The organism is Ruegeria sp. HKCCD6428 (assembly GCF_013110595.1).
In the GTDB taxonomy this organism is placed as follows: Bacteria; Pseudomonadota; Alphaproteobacteria; order Rhodobacterales; family Rhodobacteraceae; genus Ruegeria.
In genome coordinates this window covers 224303-241323 of sequence record NZ_WVQX01000006.1, presented here as the reverse complement: position 1 = coordinate 241323, position 17021 = coordinate 224303, and the positions used below count along the sequence as shown (strand labels likewise).

At 56.8% G+C, this 17021-nt stretch carries 11 protein-coding genes and 1 tRNA gene; 3 read left to right on the top strand and 9 right to left on the bottom strand.

Annotated elements, in window-relative coordinates; genetic code table 11:
• Positions 1 to 54: 54 nt before the first annotated feature.
• The 5 genes from mtgA to GS620_RS15100 form a co-directional block, all read right to left on the bottom strand.
• On the bottom strand, positions 55 to 789 hold the full coding sequence (gene mtgA, locus GS620_RS15120) for a monofunctional biosynthetic peptidoglycan transglycosylase (RefSeq protein ID WP_171616700.1): 735 nt from the start codon (positions 787 to 789) through the stop codon (positions 55 to 57).
• 39 nt (positions 790 to 828) lie between these two features.
• Positions 829 to 1743, bottom strand: coding sequence for a Hint domain-containing protein (locus GS620_RS15115; protein WP_171616699.1), 915 nt, complete (start codon positions 1741 to 1743; stop codon positions 829 to 831).
• Positions 1744 to 1923: 180 nt separating this feature from the next.
• The gene (gene gltB / locus GS620_RS15110; RefSeq protein ID WP_171616697.1) at positions 1924 to 6456 is read right to left on the bottom strand and encodes a glutamate synthase large subunit; all 4533 of its coding nucleotides are present in this window, start codon (positions 6454 to 6456) and stop codon (positions 1924 to 1926) included.
• Positions 6453 to 6890, bottom strand: a complete 438-nt coding sequence (locus GS620_RS15105) for a GFA family protein (protein ID WP_171616695.1) — start codon at positions 6888 to 6890, stop codon at positions 6453 to 6455. Before GS620_RS15105 ends, gltB begins: the two co-directional genes overlap by 4 nt.
• Before the next feature lie 24 nt (positions 6891 to 6914).
• Complete coding sequence (locus GS620_RS15100) at positions 6915 to 8348, bottom strand: FAD-dependent oxidoreductase (protein WP_171616693.1); 1434 nt, start codon at positions 8346 to 8348, stop codon at positions 6915 to 6917.
• Between the two features lie 230 nt (positions 8349 to 8578).
• On the opposite strand from GS620_RS15100, the gene GS620_RS15095 reads away from it, so the two are divergent.
• Positions 8579 to 9382, top strand: a complete 804-nt coding sequence (locus GS620_RS15095; RefSeq protein ID WP_171171601.1) for an undecaprenyl-diphosphate phosphatase — start codon at positions 8579 to 8581, stop codon at positions 9380 to 9382.
• Here GS620_RS15095 and GS620_RS15090 read toward each other — a convergent pair whose 3' ends face one another.
• A complete protein-coding gene (locus tag GS620_RS15090) occupies positions 9383 to 10366 on the bottom strand; it encodes a complex I NDUFA9 subunit family protein (RefSeq protein ID WP_171616691.1) in 984 nt (327 codons plus the stop codon).
• Positions 10367 to 10567: 201 nt separating this feature from the next.
• Here GS620_RS15090 and GS620_RS15085 point away from each other — a divergent pair.
• Positions 10568 to 10654 (top strand) — tRNA-Leu (locus tag GS620_RS15085).
• Positions 10655 to 11172: 518 nt separating this feature from the next.
• On the opposite strand, the gene GS620_RS15080 is transcribed toward GS620_RS15085, so the two are convergent.
• Positions 11173 to 14316, bottom strand: coding sequence for an efflux RND transporter permease subunit (locus tag GS620_RS15080; RefSeq protein WP_171616689.1), 3144 nt, complete (start codon positions 14314 to 14316; stop codon positions 11173 to 11175).
• A gap of 12 nt (positions 14317 to 14328) precedes the next feature.
• Positions 14329 to 15489: an efflux RND transporter periplasmic adaptor subunit gene (locus GS620_RS15075; RefSeq protein WP_171616687.1), complete on the bottom strand. Its 1161-nt coding sequence runs from the start codon at positions 15487 to 15489 to the stop codon at positions 14329 to 14331.
• Between the two features lie 87 nt (positions 15490 to 15576).
• Between GS620_RS15075 and GS620_RS15070 the strand changes: the two genes are divergently transcribed.
• Entirely contained in the window at positions 15577 to 16218 is a 642-nt protein-coding gene (locus GS620_RS15070; RefSeq protein WP_171364065.1) for a TetR/AcrR family transcriptional regulator, read from the top strand.
• A gap of 260 nt (positions 16219 to 16478) precedes the next feature.
• Here the strand turns inward: GS620_RS15070 and GS620_RS15065 are convergent, their stop codons facing one another.
• Complete coding sequence (locus GS620_RS15065) at positions 16479 to 16952, bottom strand: cupin domain-containing protein (RefSeq protein ID WP_253283956.1); 474 nt, start codon at positions 16950 to 16952, stop codon at positions 16479 to 16481.
• Positions 16953 to 17021 lie beyond the last annotated feature (69 nt).

The following is a 17021-nucleotide window of genomic DNA, read 5'->3' as shown; positions in this document are numbered from 1 at the left end:
TTCCATTCGAACCAGTGAATACCCGACAGATTTAGCCTTGGCAGATAGCGGGTTTCAATCCTCGAAACAATCCGCGCGACCATCTGCGCGGATGGTGGCCGCCCCATCGAGGATCGAAGCCGCCCGTCTGCGGGTGCGCGCAGTCGGATCCGTGACCGACCGGTTGCGCGGGGACGGCAGGATTGCGGCAATCCGCGCCGCTTGAACCGAAGTCAGCTTTGCCGCGCTGGTGTTGAAATAGCGTTGCGACGCAGCTTCGACCCCGAATACGCCATTTCCGGTTTCGGCGACATTCAGATACACCTCAAGAATACGCTGCTTGCTCCAGAATATCTCAACCAACGGCGTGATCGAGGTTTCCAAAGCCTTGCGCACCCAGCTGCGGCCCTGCCAGAGGAACACATTCTTCACCACCTGTTGCGTGATGGTCGACGCACCGCGACTTCCGCCATCCTCAAGCGCATCGCGAATGGCTTCAACGTCAAATCCCCAATGCAGACAGAAATTTGCGTCCTCAGCCGCCACAACTGATCTTGCCATGATCGGGGCCATGTCCTCGATCGGCACCCATTCGCGTTCAACCTTTCCCAGTCGGCGCCATTCCGACCAAATGGTATGAGTCACGGGCGGGTTCACAACCGAATAAATCAGGACCAGACCAACGACGAGACACACGACTGCCATGGCCGTGCGCGCTACCCAGCGGCGAATCTGCCGCGCCACCGGTACTTTCTTTCTGGATGCCTTGCTTTTTTTACCGCCGGATTTGCGGGCTGCTTTCTTCGCCATGCCTCAGCTATACGACGCAGGGTTCCGGTTTGAAACGGCCTAAATCGCGAAAACACGCGCCTCGCGCGGATGAACGATCGGGCGCGCGGTTTTCAGCGACATCGGATCAAGCCCTGCCAACTCGGGAAACAAGTGCAGAACTTCGCTTTGCGTTTCACGATCCGAGGCCGACAACGCATGCCCGGGATAATAGCTTTCGCTTTTTGCTCCGTTGGCGAATACGATCTCATGCTGTTTGAACAACAGATGGAAATATTCAACCTCACCGCCCTCGACCCGTTTCACGGTGTCATCGTTGACCAGAGTATGCGCCGGAACCAGCGCTTCGGTATGGCCGAACAGATAGGACGCCTGCCAGTCTTCGATCAGCATCCGGTGCTGCGGTGAAACCAGCAATGGGCGATCCAGACCAAACACCCCGGCATCGAAACGGATTGGGGCCAGTTTGCCTTCGGCTGCGACGGTTGTAGACCCGATCCAGATCAAGGGTTGTGGTCCGTGATCCACCGTGATGACCAGATCACCTGCCTTCAAATCCTCAACCGCGCGCTCACCTTCCGGTGTCGCGATCATGGTCCCTGCCGTAAAACACGGCGGTCCCAGATTTCCGACATTCAGGGGGCCTTGTGTGTTGACGAAAGTGGTCGACACCAGCGTTCCGGGCTGAAGCACCTGGCCGTCTGTGGGGGTGAAAACCCGCGACCCATCGGCCAGGTAGAAAGTGGTTCCCGTATAGGTCACGTTCCCAACGCCTGACACGTTGATCGTAACAGTATCCCCCGGCCAGGAATTTGTTACGTCTTGTCCGTTGACCGTATCGCCACTGGGCGCGTCAATAAGATTGTCATCATTCACGTCAGTCAGGTTTAAACTGCTGACCGCGACGGCCGTTCCCGCTGGTGGCGGGCTTGCGGGATCAAAGGTGAAGAACTGATCGCGATATGTCGTTGGCATCCTGTTGCCCCTACTCTGTCACCATTAGAAACCGAAACAGGCAATGGCTATCACTACAAGGTGAAAAAAGCATGGCGAAATTCGGGAGAGCAGGCAAGAATCCCACTGAAACCGCACAAAAACTGTGGCCCCGCGTGCTGCAAATGGCACGCGGGGCCGGTTTTTTGATGGAATTTCGGCTTACTCCGCCGGAACTGCCGTGACTTCTTCGCTCAGCGGGTGGCTGAGTTTGTTGAGCATTTCTTTGGGACAAACCTGTAAGAAGTTGCCCTTTTCCACATCCCAATGCTGGAGAATATCCGCAGCCTTGCGGCTGTAAGTCTCCTCGGCGTGACGCGTGATCAGGGCTTTCAATTGATCCACCCAATGGTCCACGGTGACCGGGCAGGTCACAAGCGTTTCCTTGTTCATCAACGCTTCGGCCTTGCCTTCAGGATCATACAGATATGCCATGCCACCGGTCATCCCGGCACCGAAATTGGCCCCGATATCACCAAGAATCACGGCCACACCGCCGGTCATGTACTCACACCCGTTCGAGCCACATCCTTCAACCACAACTTTGGCGCCCGAGTTGCGCACGGCAAACCGTTCACCCGCGCGGCCGGCCGCAAACAGATGGCCGTCAGTTGCACCGTAGAGAACCGTGTTGCCGATGATTGTGTTGTCGTCTGCCTTCAGCGGGCTGACCTGCGGCGGGCGCACAACGATCGTGCCGCCAGACAGGCCCTTGCCAACATAGTCATTGGCATCCCCCGAAACTTCCAGCTTCAGACCCGGGGCAGCGAAAGCCCCCAGAGACTGACCGGCCGAACCCTGGAGTTTCACGTGCAGGTGGTCATCCTGGAACGTGTTCCGCATGCCGAAGTTCTGCACAATGTGGCTGGAAATACGGGTTCCGACAGTGCGGTGCGTGTTCTGGATGGCATATGACAACTGCATCTTCTCGCCGTCCTTCAGGAACCGTGCCGCATCGCGCACGATCTCGGCATCCAGCGTGTCGGGCACGGCGTTGCGGTCCTTGTCGCGATTGTACACGATGTTATGCGCACCATCGACGGTGATCAGCAGCGGGTTGAGATCCAGATCGTCCAGATGCGCCGAGCCACGGCTGACCTGAGCCAGCAGGTCGGCACGGCCGATGATCTCATCCATCGAGCGGGCACCAAGGCTGGCCAGAAGCTCGCGCACTTCCTGAGCGTAGAAGGTGATCAGGTTCACCACCTTGTCCGCGTTTCCGGTGAACTTGGCGCGCAGCGATTCATCCTGCGTGCAAACGCCGACGGGGCAGGTGTTCGACTGGCATTGACGCACCATGATACAGCCCATCGCGATCAGGGCGGCGGTGCCGATGCCGTATTCCTCGGCCCCCATCATCGCCGCCATGACGATGTCGCGCCCGGTGCGCAGGCCGCCATCGGTGCGCAGAGTCACCCGGTCGCGCAGGTTGTTCATCGCCAGAACCTGATGCGCCTCGGTCAGGCCCATCTCCCATGGCAGACCGGCATATTTGATGCTGGTCGCGGGTGAGGCACCCGTACCGCCATTGTGACCCGAAATCAGGATAATATCCGCTTTCGCCTTGGCCACACCGGCAGCAATCGTGCCAACGCCCGAAGACGCCACCAGTTTCACCGTCACCTTGCAGCGCGGGTTGATCTGTTTCAGGTCATAGATCAGCTGCGCCAGATCCTCGATCGAGTAGATGTCATGATGCGGCGGCGGAGAAATCAGCGTAACGCCCTTGGTCGAGTGCCGCAGACGCGCGATCAGGTCGGTGACCTTCATGCCCGGCAGCTGGCCGCCCTCGCCCGGTTTCGCACCTTGGGCAACCTTGATTTCCAGCTCTTCGCACTGGTTCAGGTATTCGGCGGTCACACCGAACCGGCCCGAGGCCACCTGCTTGATCTTGGCCGAGGGGTTGTCGCCATTCGGCTCCGGCACGAAGTGTGCAGGATCTTCACCACCTTCACCCGAGTCGGATTTCGCTCCGATCCGGTTCATGGCCACGTTCAGCGTCTTGTGCGCCTCGGGGCTGAGCGCGCCCAGTGACATGCCCGGCGTGACGAAACGCTTGCGGATCGAGGTGATCGATTCCACCTCTTCGATCGGTACCGGTTTGCCCAATGGTTTGAAATCCATCAGGTCGCGCAGATGGATCGGCGGGTTCGATTGCATCTTGGCAGAATACTGTTTCCACAGCTCATAGGACGCCTTGTTGCACGCCATCTGCATCATATGCATCGAGGTCGCTTCCCACGCGTGGGTTTCACCCGATTGCCGCGCCTTGTAGAAACCACCGATCGGCAAGACGTCCAGACCACTGTTCCAGCCCTTGGCGTGGATTTCTTCGGCCTTTGCCTGAATACCGGTGACGCCGATGCCGGAAATACGGCTGGTCATACCCGGGAAGTACTCGGCGACCATCGCGCGGCTCAGGCCTACAGCCTCGAAATTCAGACCTCCACGATAAGACGAGATCACCGAAATTCCCATCTTGGCCATGATTTTCAACAGGCCCTGGTCGATGGCTTCGCGGTAGCGCGCAACATTTTCGGTCAGGGTGCCGTCCAGCAGCCCACGATCGATGCGATCGGCCAGCGAGTCTTCGGCCAGATAGGCGTTCACAACGGTCGCGCCACAGCCGATCAGAACCGCAAAGTAATGCGGATCGACACATTCAGCCGAGCGTACGTTCAAGGAACAGAACGTCCGCAGGCCCTGACGGGTCAGGTGTGAGTGCACTGCGCTGGTGGCAAGGATCATCGGCATCGCCACACGATCTTCACCCGAGTTCATGTCGGTCAGCACCAGATGCCCTGCGCCAGACCGGACAGCCTCTTCAGCTTCGGCTCTGACACGGGCCAAAGCCGCGCTCAGCGCACCTTGACCGGGCTCAAAGCTGCAATCGATCTCGCCCAGCGGAGCATTGAGGTTCCCAACCAGTTCATCCCATTGCGCGTTTCCAACAAAGGGGCTTTCCAGAACGATGATCTCGGTCTGGCTGCTGTCCTCATCCAGCACGTTCTTCAGGTTCCCGAACCGGGTTTTCAAGGACATGACGCGGTATTCGCGCAAACTGTCGATCGGCGGGTTGGTGACCTGGCTGAAATTCTGCCGGAAGAAATGGCTGAGCGGGCGGTATTGCTTGGACAGAACCGCCGAGGGCGTATCGTCACCCATGGACGCCAGCGCCTCTTTGCCATCTTCAGCCATAGGCGCAAGAATCTGCTCCAGCTCTTCGACTGAATAGCCTGCCGCGATCTGGCGCTTGCGCAGATCTTCACCCGAAAAAATCGGCTTTTCGGTCACACCTGCCAGCGCCTCGTCCAGATCGTTTATCTTGCCGACCCATTCGCCAAACGGCAATGCGCTCGCCAGCTTGTTCTTGATCTGGGTGTCGCGATACAGCTTGCCCTTTTTCATGTCGACAGCCAGCATCTGACCGGGGCCCAGCGCGCCTTTTTCGGTCACTGTGGACTCATCAATCGGCACCATGCCGGCCTCGGATCCCGCAATGACAAGACCATCGCCAGTCACGACGTAACGCATCGGACGCAGGCCGTTGCGGTCCAGCCCAGCACAGACCCAGTGGCCATCCGTCATGGCCAGCGCGGCGGGGCCGTCCCACGGCTCCATCACCGAGTTGCAGTAAGAATACATGTCGCGCCACGCCTGCGGCAGTTCCACCGCCTGCTTGGACCAGCTTTCCGGAACCAGCATGGTTTTCGCCATCGGGGCCGAGCGACCCGCGCGCACCAGAACCTCAAAAACAGAGTCTAATGCGGCCGAATCCGACGATCCTCCGGCGATGATCGGCTTGATATCCTCGGCATAATCCCCAAATGTCGAGGACGCCATGCGGATCTCGTGGCTTTTCATCCAGTTGATATTGCCTTTCAGCGTGTTGATCTCGCCATTATGCGCCAACATGCGGAAGGGCTGCGCCAGCCACCATTGCGGGAAGGTGTTGGTGGAATAGCGCTGGTGGTAGATTGCGAAGGCGGATTCAAACCGTTCGTCCATCAGGTCGGGATAGAAGACAGCAACCTGCTCGGCCAGCATCATACCCTTGTAGATGATTGAACGGCAGGACAGCGAAGCCAGGTACAGCCCGGAAATACCGGCGGCTGAGGCGGCCTTTTCAATACGGCGACGAATGACATAGAGTTCGCGCTCGAAGGTCTCTTCGTCCACACCTTTGGAATTCGAGATCAGGATCTGCTCGATCTCGGGCCGGGTGGCGTTGGCTTTTTCACCCAGACAGGTGACATCGACCGGCACGTGACGCCAGCCATAGATGTAATAACCCATGCGCAGAACTTCGCTTTCCACGATGGTCCGACACTGTTCCTGTGCGCCAAAGTCGGTGCGCGGCAGGAAAACCTGACCAACAGCGATCAGTTCGTCCAATTTGGGCTCGTGGCCTGTGCGCCTGATCTGATCGTAGAAAAACGAGACCGGAATCTGCACGTGAATGCCCGCGCCATCACCGGTCTTGCCGTCAGCATCAACCGCGCCGCGGTGCCAGATCGCCTTGAGCGCGTCGATACCGGCGTCCACAACCTTGCGCGACGCTTTCCCATCCACGGACACAACGAGACCCACACCGCAGGAAGAATGCTCTTCTTCCTCGGAATAGAGACCATTTTCAGCCATCCATTTGCGCTTGGCTTTTTCGGCCCGCACCCAATCGGCATCATATTTGGTCATTGGCTGTCTCCTTCGTCAGAGGGGGCGTACATGGCTTCGACCTCGGCTTTGGTCATCTGCCGGCGTTCGCCTGCGAACGCGTAGCCCTGGGGCTTTTTGTCGATGTAAAGTTCAAGTTTCAGTGGGTTGCCTGCGGCGTTGTCAAACAGACCTGCCGCCATTTGCGTCTGGCCGTGCATCTCGCCCGGGAGCGTGATCCGATACCAAAGCGCCGAGCCGCAATCGGCGCAAAAGGCGCGCTCGGCCCAGTCAGAGGAAGTGAAGGTTTTGACCGGTCCAAGCGCGGCATAGCCTTCTTCGGCCTGAAACGTCACCAGCATGGAACTGGTCCAGCGCCGGCACCGGTCGCAATGGCAGGCCCCCAGCGCATCCCGCGCCGGAGTTGCCGTCACCGTAACCGCGCCACACATGCATTGGCCTTGCAATTCAGGCATTTCGAAGCCTCCTAATCGCCGGGATTATTCGGCCGCAACGGCAGATTTGGCATTGAAGCGTTCGATGATCGTATCAGCGCAGTCACGACCGTCCCGGATCGCCCAGACCACCAGCGAGGCACCGCGCACGATGTCACCGATTGCATAGACTCCGTCCATTTCGGTCTCGCCGGTTTGGAACGCCGCCTTGATCGTACCCCAGCGGGTGACCGGCAGATCAGGTTGTCCGAACAGCGTCGGCAGGTCTTCAGGTTCGAATCCAAGCGCCTTGATTACAAGATCGGCGTCTTCGACATAGTCCGCGCCTTCGATCACTTCGGGGGCCTGACGACCGGATGCGTCTGGCTGTCCCAGGCGCATCTTCTGAACGACAACACCTTTGACCGTATCTTCACCCGTGAACCCTTTGGGTGCGCTGAGCCATTCGAAGATCACGCCTTCTTCTTCGGCATTCTGCGTTTCACGCTGTGACCCCGGCATGTTGGCCCGGTCCCGGCGATACAGACATTTGACAGAAGTCGCGCCCTGACGGATCGAAGTGCGCACGCAATCCATCGCAGTGTCACCGCCGCCAATCACGACGACTTTCTTGCCGTCGGCGTTCAAGCGGCCGTTGTCGAATTCTTCGACCTGGTCGCCAAAGCTTTTCCGGTTCGAGGCTGTCAGGAAGTCGATCGCCTTTTCGATCCCGGCCAAACCGCTGCCCGGCATTGCCAGGTCACGCGACTTGTAGACACCGGTCGCAATGATAACGGCATCATGCCTGGCCCGGATTTCTTCGAACTTGGCCGCATCCACGTTGCAATTCAGAACAAACTCGACCCCACCATCAGCCAACAGGTCATTGCGGCGCTGAACGACGTCTTTTTCCAGTTTGAACCCCGGAATGCCAAACATCAGCAGGCCACCGGCCCGGTCATAGCGGTCGTATACCGTGACCTGGATACCAGCCTGGCGCAGCATATCCGCAGCGGCCAATCCACCGGGGCCAGCACCAATGATACCCACGCTTTCAGCGCGTTCGGCCGATGGAGCAACCGGCTGGACCCAGCCTTTTTCCCATGCGGTATCCGTTATGTATTTCTCGATCGAACCAATCGTGACCGTTCCATGGCCCGACTGTTCGATCACGCAGTTGCCCTCGCACAGGCGGTCCTGCGGACAGATGCGCCCGCAGATCTCGGGGAAGGTATTGGTGGCCTGACTTACCTGATAGGCTTCTTCCAGGCGCCCGGTCGCAGTCAGGCGCAACCAGTCGGGAATATTGTTGTGCAACGGGCAATGCGACTGGCAGTACGGAACACCACATTGGCTGCACCGACTCGCCTGCTCGGCTGCTTTTTCGGCGGCGAACTCGGAATAGATCTCGTCAAAGTCGTCCTTGCGGTCATTGGCAGCACGCTTTTCCGGCATGACGCGGTCGATCTGCACAAATTTCAGCATCGGTTGCTTGGCCACGGGTCAGACTCCATGAATTGGCTAGGTTCCGTTTCTTTACGGGATGCGCTTTTGGATGAAAAGTCAATTATGCTGACCTAAATTGAAAAAATGCAGCGCGCCTTTAAGAAAAGTGGAAAATAATTGGAAATTTTAGATCCGATTCGGACCTATATGCGCGCTTTCCTTTTTTCCATCGCCCTTATACCCATAACCCACAAAGAACACGTGGCAGCAGCACGGCAGGGCAGATGAGTTTGTTTCACCTGATTCTCGTAGCAATCATTCAGGGAATCACTGAGTTTTTGCCCATATCCTCATCTGGTCACCTGATCCTGCTGCCCAACCTGTCGGGGTTGCAGGATCAGGGTCAAGCCATTGATGTCGCGGTACATGTGGGAACCCTGGGCGCCGTGGTGCTGTATTTCCGGTCAGATGTAAAACAGGCCCTTGCCGGATTACCGCGCGCATTGACCGGACGGGCGGATACACCGCAGGCCCGGCTTGCTCTGGGCCTGATCGTTGCAACTGTTCCTACCGTGATCGCGGGCCTCATTCTGCATGTCACCGGGTTGAGCCAGGCCATGCGCTCGATCACGGTCATCGGATGGACAATGCTGGGTTTCGGTCTGCTGTTGTATTGGGTGGATCAGAAGGCTCCTGAAACCAAAGAGGCCGAAAATTGGGGAATACGCGACGCGCTCATCATGGGTCTGTGGCAGGTTCTTGCCCTGATCCCAGGCACGTCCCGTTCCGGGATAACCATAACCGGCGCGCGGCAATTGGGATATACCCGTGAAGACGGCGCGCGGATCGCGATGTTGATGTCGATCCCGACAATCCTGGCGTCGGGCACACTGCTGGCATTGGATGCCGTGCGCGGGGCCGATATGCAACTGGCCCGGGATGGGGCCATTGCGGCGCTGTTTGCCTTTCTTTCGGCCCTGCTGGCGCTCAGTTTGATGATGCGGCTTCTGCGCAGCGTCAGCTTCACACCCTATGTCATCTACCGCGTCATTCTTGGCGTGATCCTTTTGATCATGGCCTACAGCTGATCAGATACGCAGGTTTTTGGCCGAGTTCTGAATGTCGTCATACTGACCCGAGGGGCGGAATTTCCACAGGTATTCCGGCAGTACCGATTCCAGCGTAGTCGGCACGATACCAAGGTCTGTAAAAGACTTTGCGCCCTCGGCGACAACATTGTCGTGACGCAGGTTCTTAAGCTGATCGCGCGTCAGAATGTTGTTGGGGAACAGCTGGAAGCTGACAAATTTAACGATATCCAGCACACCCGCCATAATCCGCGCGGCAAAGAACGGCAGGCCGATGATGACGCGGCGACGGTGAATCACTTCAAGCATCTGCTGCATCAAGGCACGAAAGGTCTTAACCTCGGGGCCGCCAAGCTCGTAAACACCCGGCTCTGCCTGCCCCAGAACGCCTTTGACGGCAGCCTGCGCCACATCGTCGACGAAAACCGGCTGGAATTTTGTCTCGGCCCCGACCAGAGGCAGGAACGGTCCCATGCGGGTCATTCCGGCGAAACGGTTGAAGAACTGGTCTTCGGTGCCAAAGATCACCGAAGGACGCAGGATCACGGCGTCTGGCATATGCTTCAACACGCCCGCTTCACCATGTGCTTTGGTCCGGGAATACGCGCTGGCTGAATTCGCATCCGCACCGATGGCCGAGATGTGAACCATCCGCTTGATGCCCTGCTCGGCCGCCAAACGCGCGATGCGTTCAGCTCCTTCGGCCTGAACGGTATCAAACCCGTTCTTGCCAAGCTCGTTCAGCACACCCACGCAGTTCACAACCGCATCGGCGCTCTGCATCGCCAGCGCCACAGAGGCATCATCCCGGATATTGCACAGCACCGGTTCGACCTGACCCACGGCACCATAGGGTTTGACGAACATGGCCTCGTTCGGGCGACGTACAGCCACCCGGACACGCCACCCCTCTTTCGCCATGCGCCGCGCGATGTAGCGACCGACAAATCCCGATCCGCCAAAAATCGTCACCAGTTTCGACATGAGAGGGCTCCTGCTGAGAAATTGCGCCCTAGAACTAGCGCCCGCAGGCCAGTCAAACAAGGCGCTAATTCGCCGCGACGGCGTTGAAAACCATGCGTGGAAAACACCGGCCAGGAATCGAATTCAAAAAACTTTAAAAATTCTCGCCGAATCTGGTTGACGCCTCCTGCGACTAGGCTTAAACGCCCCTCCACGACACCTGCCCAGGTGGCGGAATTGGTAGACGCGCTAGCTTCAGGTGCTAGTGTCCGTATGGACGTGGAGGTTCGAGTCCTCTCCTGGGCACCAAATCTCCCCGCAAGATGTTGAAACACAAAAATTTTCTTTGCGGGCATAAAAATATCCCCTGATTTATCTCCCGATTTCTCGCTGATAGATCTGTAGGTATTGGTTGGTATCGCACAGGTTCCAAGCTTCGACAGAATCGACTGCTGACTGCAACCGAGTTGTTAGGTTTTGTTAAGATTGTTCCGCCCGTTCCAATGGTCCTAATGATCTAAGCCAAGGCTGCGCAATCTACAACGAGACGGATAGCCCAAATCGATTATGAGTCGTATCCTCCGCACAACCGGCGCGAGCGGGTCATTGACGAAAAAAATATCGCAAAGCAGTCGTGCATCTCATTCGAGCAAATTTCCGATCCGAGCTCAAAGTAATCAGGTGCTGCAGTCCGCGCTAACGACGTCAACGCGCAGAAACCAGACACTGCAAAATCCGGCGTTCGGCCCACAGCAGAACTTGACTCTTACTTCGAACAACGGCGGCTTTGAACCACACCAACTCACAAGGAGAAGTAGGCGCAATTCTCATTCCGCCACCAGCGCGACAACGGCTTCGCGTGGTTCGGAATGGCGGTTTTTGGCCGGACGTTGTTTGTTGAATGTTCTACGATACACCAAAGCGAACACGGGAGGGGTGAAGTAGAAAGATACAACGGTTGATAACAGAACGCCGCCTGCGATTGCTACGGCGAATGGTGGCCAAAATGCACCTCCACCCAATATCAGGGGTAAGAAGCCGCCAAAGGTCGTGACCGTTGTCGAAATAATGTGACGGCTGGAACCAGTAACTACGCGAGCCATGGCTGCGCGATCTCCCTGGCCGGCCTCTCGGTCTTGTTGTAACCCGGTCAAAATAATGATCGCCGCGTTGATCGAAACCCCTATTGAGCCGATGACCCCGATGATTGACGTTATTCCGAACGGGAATTGCATGACGGCCAGCGACAGCAGTGAAAGGCCTGCAGACAAAACGCACACGACCAAGGTCACAAGGGTCAGCCGGAACGAGTTGAAGGTCAGAACGATCGTCGCGATGGAGAGTGTGACGATCAACCCGACAGAGGCGAGCAAATTTCCCACGGTATTGGATCGGGCATCACTGTCGCCGCCTAAGGACATCGAATAGCCTTGAGGCAACACAAACCCGGACGCATCAAGCGCTTCCAATATGTCCTGCAAAGCCTCTTCGGGTAAAACACCAGGTACGATAAACGCCTGTATGGTGTTTTCTCGCACGCCATCCGTTCGAGTTATGACGCTTTCTGCAGGTTCGATTATGGGTCTGGCTAGTTCTGACAACGGCACAGCAGGGAAAATTCCTGTCGCGGATATTTCGGCAGCGTTCGGCAGTAGAATGGGCATACTGACAATCGCGCTTAGATCTGACCGCACCTCGTCACCCAAACGAACGCGCACCGGCAACTGCTCAGTCCCTTCGATCAGTGATCCACCGGTTGTGCCAACAAGCGCCGTGTCCAGCTGACCCGCTATATCCGCCACGTCCAGCCCCAGCAAACGGGCTTTGACCTCATCAATCTCGAACCGGATTTGAGGGTTGCCGCCGTTCACACTGGCACGCGCCTGCGTCACCAGATCGAGATTGGCCATTACTGAACGCACCTCGTCGCCCAGATTACGTAATACCGAGATGTCCTGCCCCTGAATTTTGACTTCAACCGGTGCGGCGACCGGAGGACCCTGAACAAGATTGCGCACGATGATCTGCGCGTCAGGAAAGTCGATATCCAGACGGCTCTGCAACGCTCCGACAAGGCGGGCCGCATCATCGGCCGTGTTGGTCGTGATCATGGCCTGTGCAAAACCGGGCTCGCGCGAACGGTTTCCAACGATGTTGTAGTAGAATGCCGGGCCGGACTCTCCGACGGTCCAGTAGACACTTTTGACGCCGTCGTCAGCCAGCAGCATTTCATCGATCTGGCGGGCGGTTGCTTCGGTGGTGGCAATTGACGTTCCACCCGGCATATCGACTTCGATATAGAATTGGTTGCGGTCGACGCCCGGGAAGAATTGCGCGGTCAGCGTTGGAAAGGCTGCAAAGCCAAGCACGGGCAAGATCAATGCCAACACGATGGATCGCACCGGATTAGCGACTGACAATCGAATTGAGGCCTCGAACATTCGGGCAAGCGGCGGGATGCTGATGCCGCGGCTCAGCATTCCTGCGTCGGGGCGGTCCGACAGTAGCCAGCCCGCAATCGCCGGGGTCACCGTCAAGGCCACAACAAGGGACCAGACAAGCATAAGCACCACGGCGATAGCGATGGCACCGACAAAGTCGCCTGCGGGTCCCGGCAGCAAGATCATCGGCGTGAAGGCAAGCGCCGTTGTCACGGTCGATGCCAGCAGTGGCGCGGCCAACCTGCGAACAGCATCCCGTACGGCTGCTAGCCGATCCATCCCATCCTGCAGACGACGTCGAATTTCATCGGTCATGACGATGGCTGCGTCAACGAGCAGACCAAGGGCAACAATCAGGCCCGTCACGGACATCTGATGAATTGGCAATCCAATCATGTTCATCGTCGCCAGAGTTGCCAATGAGACAACCGGCAATACCAAAGCCACAATCCCAGCTGCCCGAACCCCCAACGTAACAAACAAAACTGCCACGACCAGTGCCACGCCAATGGCCATGTTGATCCCAACCTCTGACAAACGATCCGTCGTGTACTCGCTTTGATCAAACAGCAGTATTTCCTGCATGCCCAAAGGTACCGATGCGGCGCCGGCCTCAAGCTCATCCCGAAGAAAGCCCGTCCAACGATCGATCTGTACCCCGTCCTGCGCCAGAACTCCTATCGAAACCGAGGGCTTTCCGTTGGCAAACGCGATTGAGGGCTGCGGTTTGCGCGCGCCCCGGTCTACGCTGGCAATATCTCCGAGCTGCACCACGGCACCGTCTGCATTTTCTCGCAGGACGATGCTTCGAATGCGGTCCAAAGTCTCAATTTCTCCGCTTATGCCTATTGTCAGGTCGACATCGGACTGCAACCGCCCGGATTGAACCTTCCCATCTGCTTCTGCAATCCGCTGGGAGATCTCGACAGCGCTGAGCCCAAGCGCAGCGGCCTTGTCCATATCGACATTTACGAGCACTTCTTCTTCCGGCTGACCGAAATAGTCCACGGCTCGCGTAGAGGGTATCGCGCGCAGCCTGTCACCCAGAGCTTCGGCATGCCGCGACAGCAAAGTTAACGGGAAGTCCGGATCCTCGGCCGCAACGGCAATGACAGCAGAATAGGCAGAAATACCCTCGGCATCGAATTCCGGCGGCAACACTCCACTCGGAAAGTTCTGTCGAGCATCTTCAACGGCATCCCGAGCTTCGGCCCAAACCTGCTCAATGGTTGCTTCATCCAGCGTCTCCAGCAACTCTACCGAAACGACCGATACGCCCGACCGGGATACAGAGCTGATTTCATCCACCTCGGCAATTTTCCGAAGTTCTTCTTCGATTTCTGCGGTAACCAACGCTTCGACCCGTTCAGGGTCTGCACCAGGGAACTGCGTCGTCACAGTTGCGAAGAGGTTGGTAATCGTTGGGTCTTCCTGCCGTCCCAGCGACAGGAACGAAGACAGACCTGCAGATACAAGCACCAAAATGATGAGGGCAACCAGCCGGGGGTGGCGAAAGGTAAGGGTTTCCATCAGATCGCTCCGTTACTCGCCAGTGTTGAAGGCGACACGCTGACCAGCGGTTACGCGCTGCGGCCCCTGATCGATCAGGACGGTGCCTTCCGGAAACGTGCCACGCACAAAGACACGGTCATCTTCAGCATGCAGAACTTCGACCGTCGCCAGGCGCACAATCTTCTGCGCGTCAGCAACCAGCAGTGTCCATTGCCCACGCGTACCTTCTTTCAAGGATGTCGTGGGCACCCAGATTCCCGCACTCTGTACGGGATCAATTATATGCACACGAGCGGTCTGCCCGAAGGCAACGTCCGGCGCGTTCCTCAGATCGAAAAGTGCGGTTCTGGTGCGGGTTACCGGATCAATGTCGGGCCGCAAGGTTGCAAGGTTAGCCCGATAGCTTTGACCAGCGATCTCGATTTCAACATCTGTCAGAAGCCCCGGGTCAACGTCGAGTGGGATACCAATTCGAACCTGCGGCGCCACGACCTCGACCATACCCAGAACCAGTTCGCCCGAGCGCAGAGTTTCACCGCCGTCCACGTGTCGCGCGGTTATTTGACCAGAAAACGGAGCCTCAATGCTGGATTTCTCGATCCGAACGGTTACGTCCCGCAGCGCTGCATCCAGTTCCCCAATTCTAAACAACAATTCATCTTGTCGGGAAACTGCCTCATCTAAGCGAGCTTGACTGGTAAAGCCTTGTTCGATGAGTTTCGCGTTTCGCTCGACCGTTTTCTCGGCAAATGAAAGCTGGGCTGCAATGGCATCACGAGATGCCGTCAGTCGGTCGCGTTCAACTTCCAACAGAGCTACGTCCAACGTTGCGAGAAGTTGGCCCTTAGCAACCTCGTCACCCTCATCCACCAGAATTTGATCAAGCGTCCCAGTCAATTCGAAAGAGATATCTGCCGAACGCTGAGGCTCGACCTGACCGATGAACACACGGTCGACTGTGTAGGCGCTTTCGGACGTGATTGGTGTGGCGGAGACCGGGGTTACAGCAGCGGCATCTGGCGCCGGTACAGCATCTGCTCTGCGCGTCAGCTCCGATGCACCGAAGTAAACTGCGGCCGCTGCAACACCTATGAAGCTAACGGTCACCCCGACACGCACGGTACCGCGTAAAACACGTAAAAAGAGGCTCGGCTTGGTCTCTTCAGTAAAGTATTTCGCGGGACTTTGCATTTGCGGACCTCATCAAGTTAGCATCTCTAACATATGTTAGAAGTTCTCACTTTGACAAGGGATACGTGATCTGGCACATGTTGGATCATGACCAGCATAGAAAAAAGTCACTCAACAATCAGCCAGGCGACCGGTCAATCGGTGAGCAAGAAAGCCTATCATCACGGCGATCTCCGCGCTGCACTGATCGAAGCAACCCGACAGTTGGTTGAAGAAAAAGGTCCGGACAGTTTTTCCGTTTCCGAGGCCTGTAGAAGGGCTGGCGTATCAACCGCGGCACCTTACAAGCACTTCAAAGACAAGACAGAAATGTTGGTCGCCACTGTCCTTGAAGGAATGGATCGGCACCGAGACAAAATGCTTGCCGCACTGCAAGGCGTTCCCGAAGGATCTCCCGAGCGCATTACTGCCATCGGGATGGAGTATGTTGCCTTCGCGTTAAATGAGCCTGGGATCTTCAGACTGAAATTTGGCGGCTTCACAGATCGCATCGCGGATCCCCGGTTGGAGGAAGGTGGCCAGCAAAGTTTCGGGATTCTCTTGACTGAGGTAGCAAAGTGTCTCGGTGAACCGGGAATCACAGACGAAGTTCGCCGCCGTGGTTTTTTGTTGTGGAGTTTCGTGCACGGGCTGTCCTTCATTCTGCATGACAAAGGGCTTGCTGAGAAAGGCGAAGATTTCGATCTTCATACCCTTCTTGAGGACGTTTCGGAAAGAATGCTGAATTGAGCGTTCTCACGCCAAAACGAACTTGACCAAGCGCAGATAGCAGACAATCTAAGCCGCTATCACGCCTACGCGTAAACGATTGCTCTGGTTCACATAGAAGACATTTTTGGACAGCGCAGCGAATGTCCGCTATCCACAATCGCAAGGTCTCATCGTGAATGCCGGCTTGGGATTGAGCTAGTGTTACCAGATAGGGTCTATAGCAGAGTTTTCAGTCCAATACTTCCGTTTCTCAACCTGGAATTATATAGGCGCGTTTGTTAGCTGGGAACTTCTGCAGGCACCAAGATCGTCATTCCTGCTCGGTCTGCTACGGCCATGATTGCCGGAATGTCTGGCGGTCCATCTGGCGCCGGAATTTCTGTCGTACCATCAGGCATGGCTTCACCAGCTTCAGTAAAGAAAGTGTCATGCATCGCGCCAGGGGCGTTTATGCAAAGTAGCCGGCCAGGCCGTTCCCCAGTACACGTAAAGGCGTGCACTGCGCCGTCCGGAACTTTGACGAAGTCACCACTTTTTGCGCTGATTGTCTCACCATTCACAAAGAACTCGAATTCACCATCAAGCACATAGAAGCTTTCGTCTTCGCCAGCATGATGATTGGGTGGCCCACCGGCACCCGGCGCCGTCTTTATCTCAACGATTGTGCAACGATCTCCGGTCTCACTGGGAAAGGCGTGAAAGGTTAGAAGGTTTCCTAGAAGATGATAAATTCGCGGACGAGGTTCAGCCATTACTTCAACTCCCTTTACTTGAAACACACTGCCCTTATGATACATATATCTACTAATGAGACAAGTGTA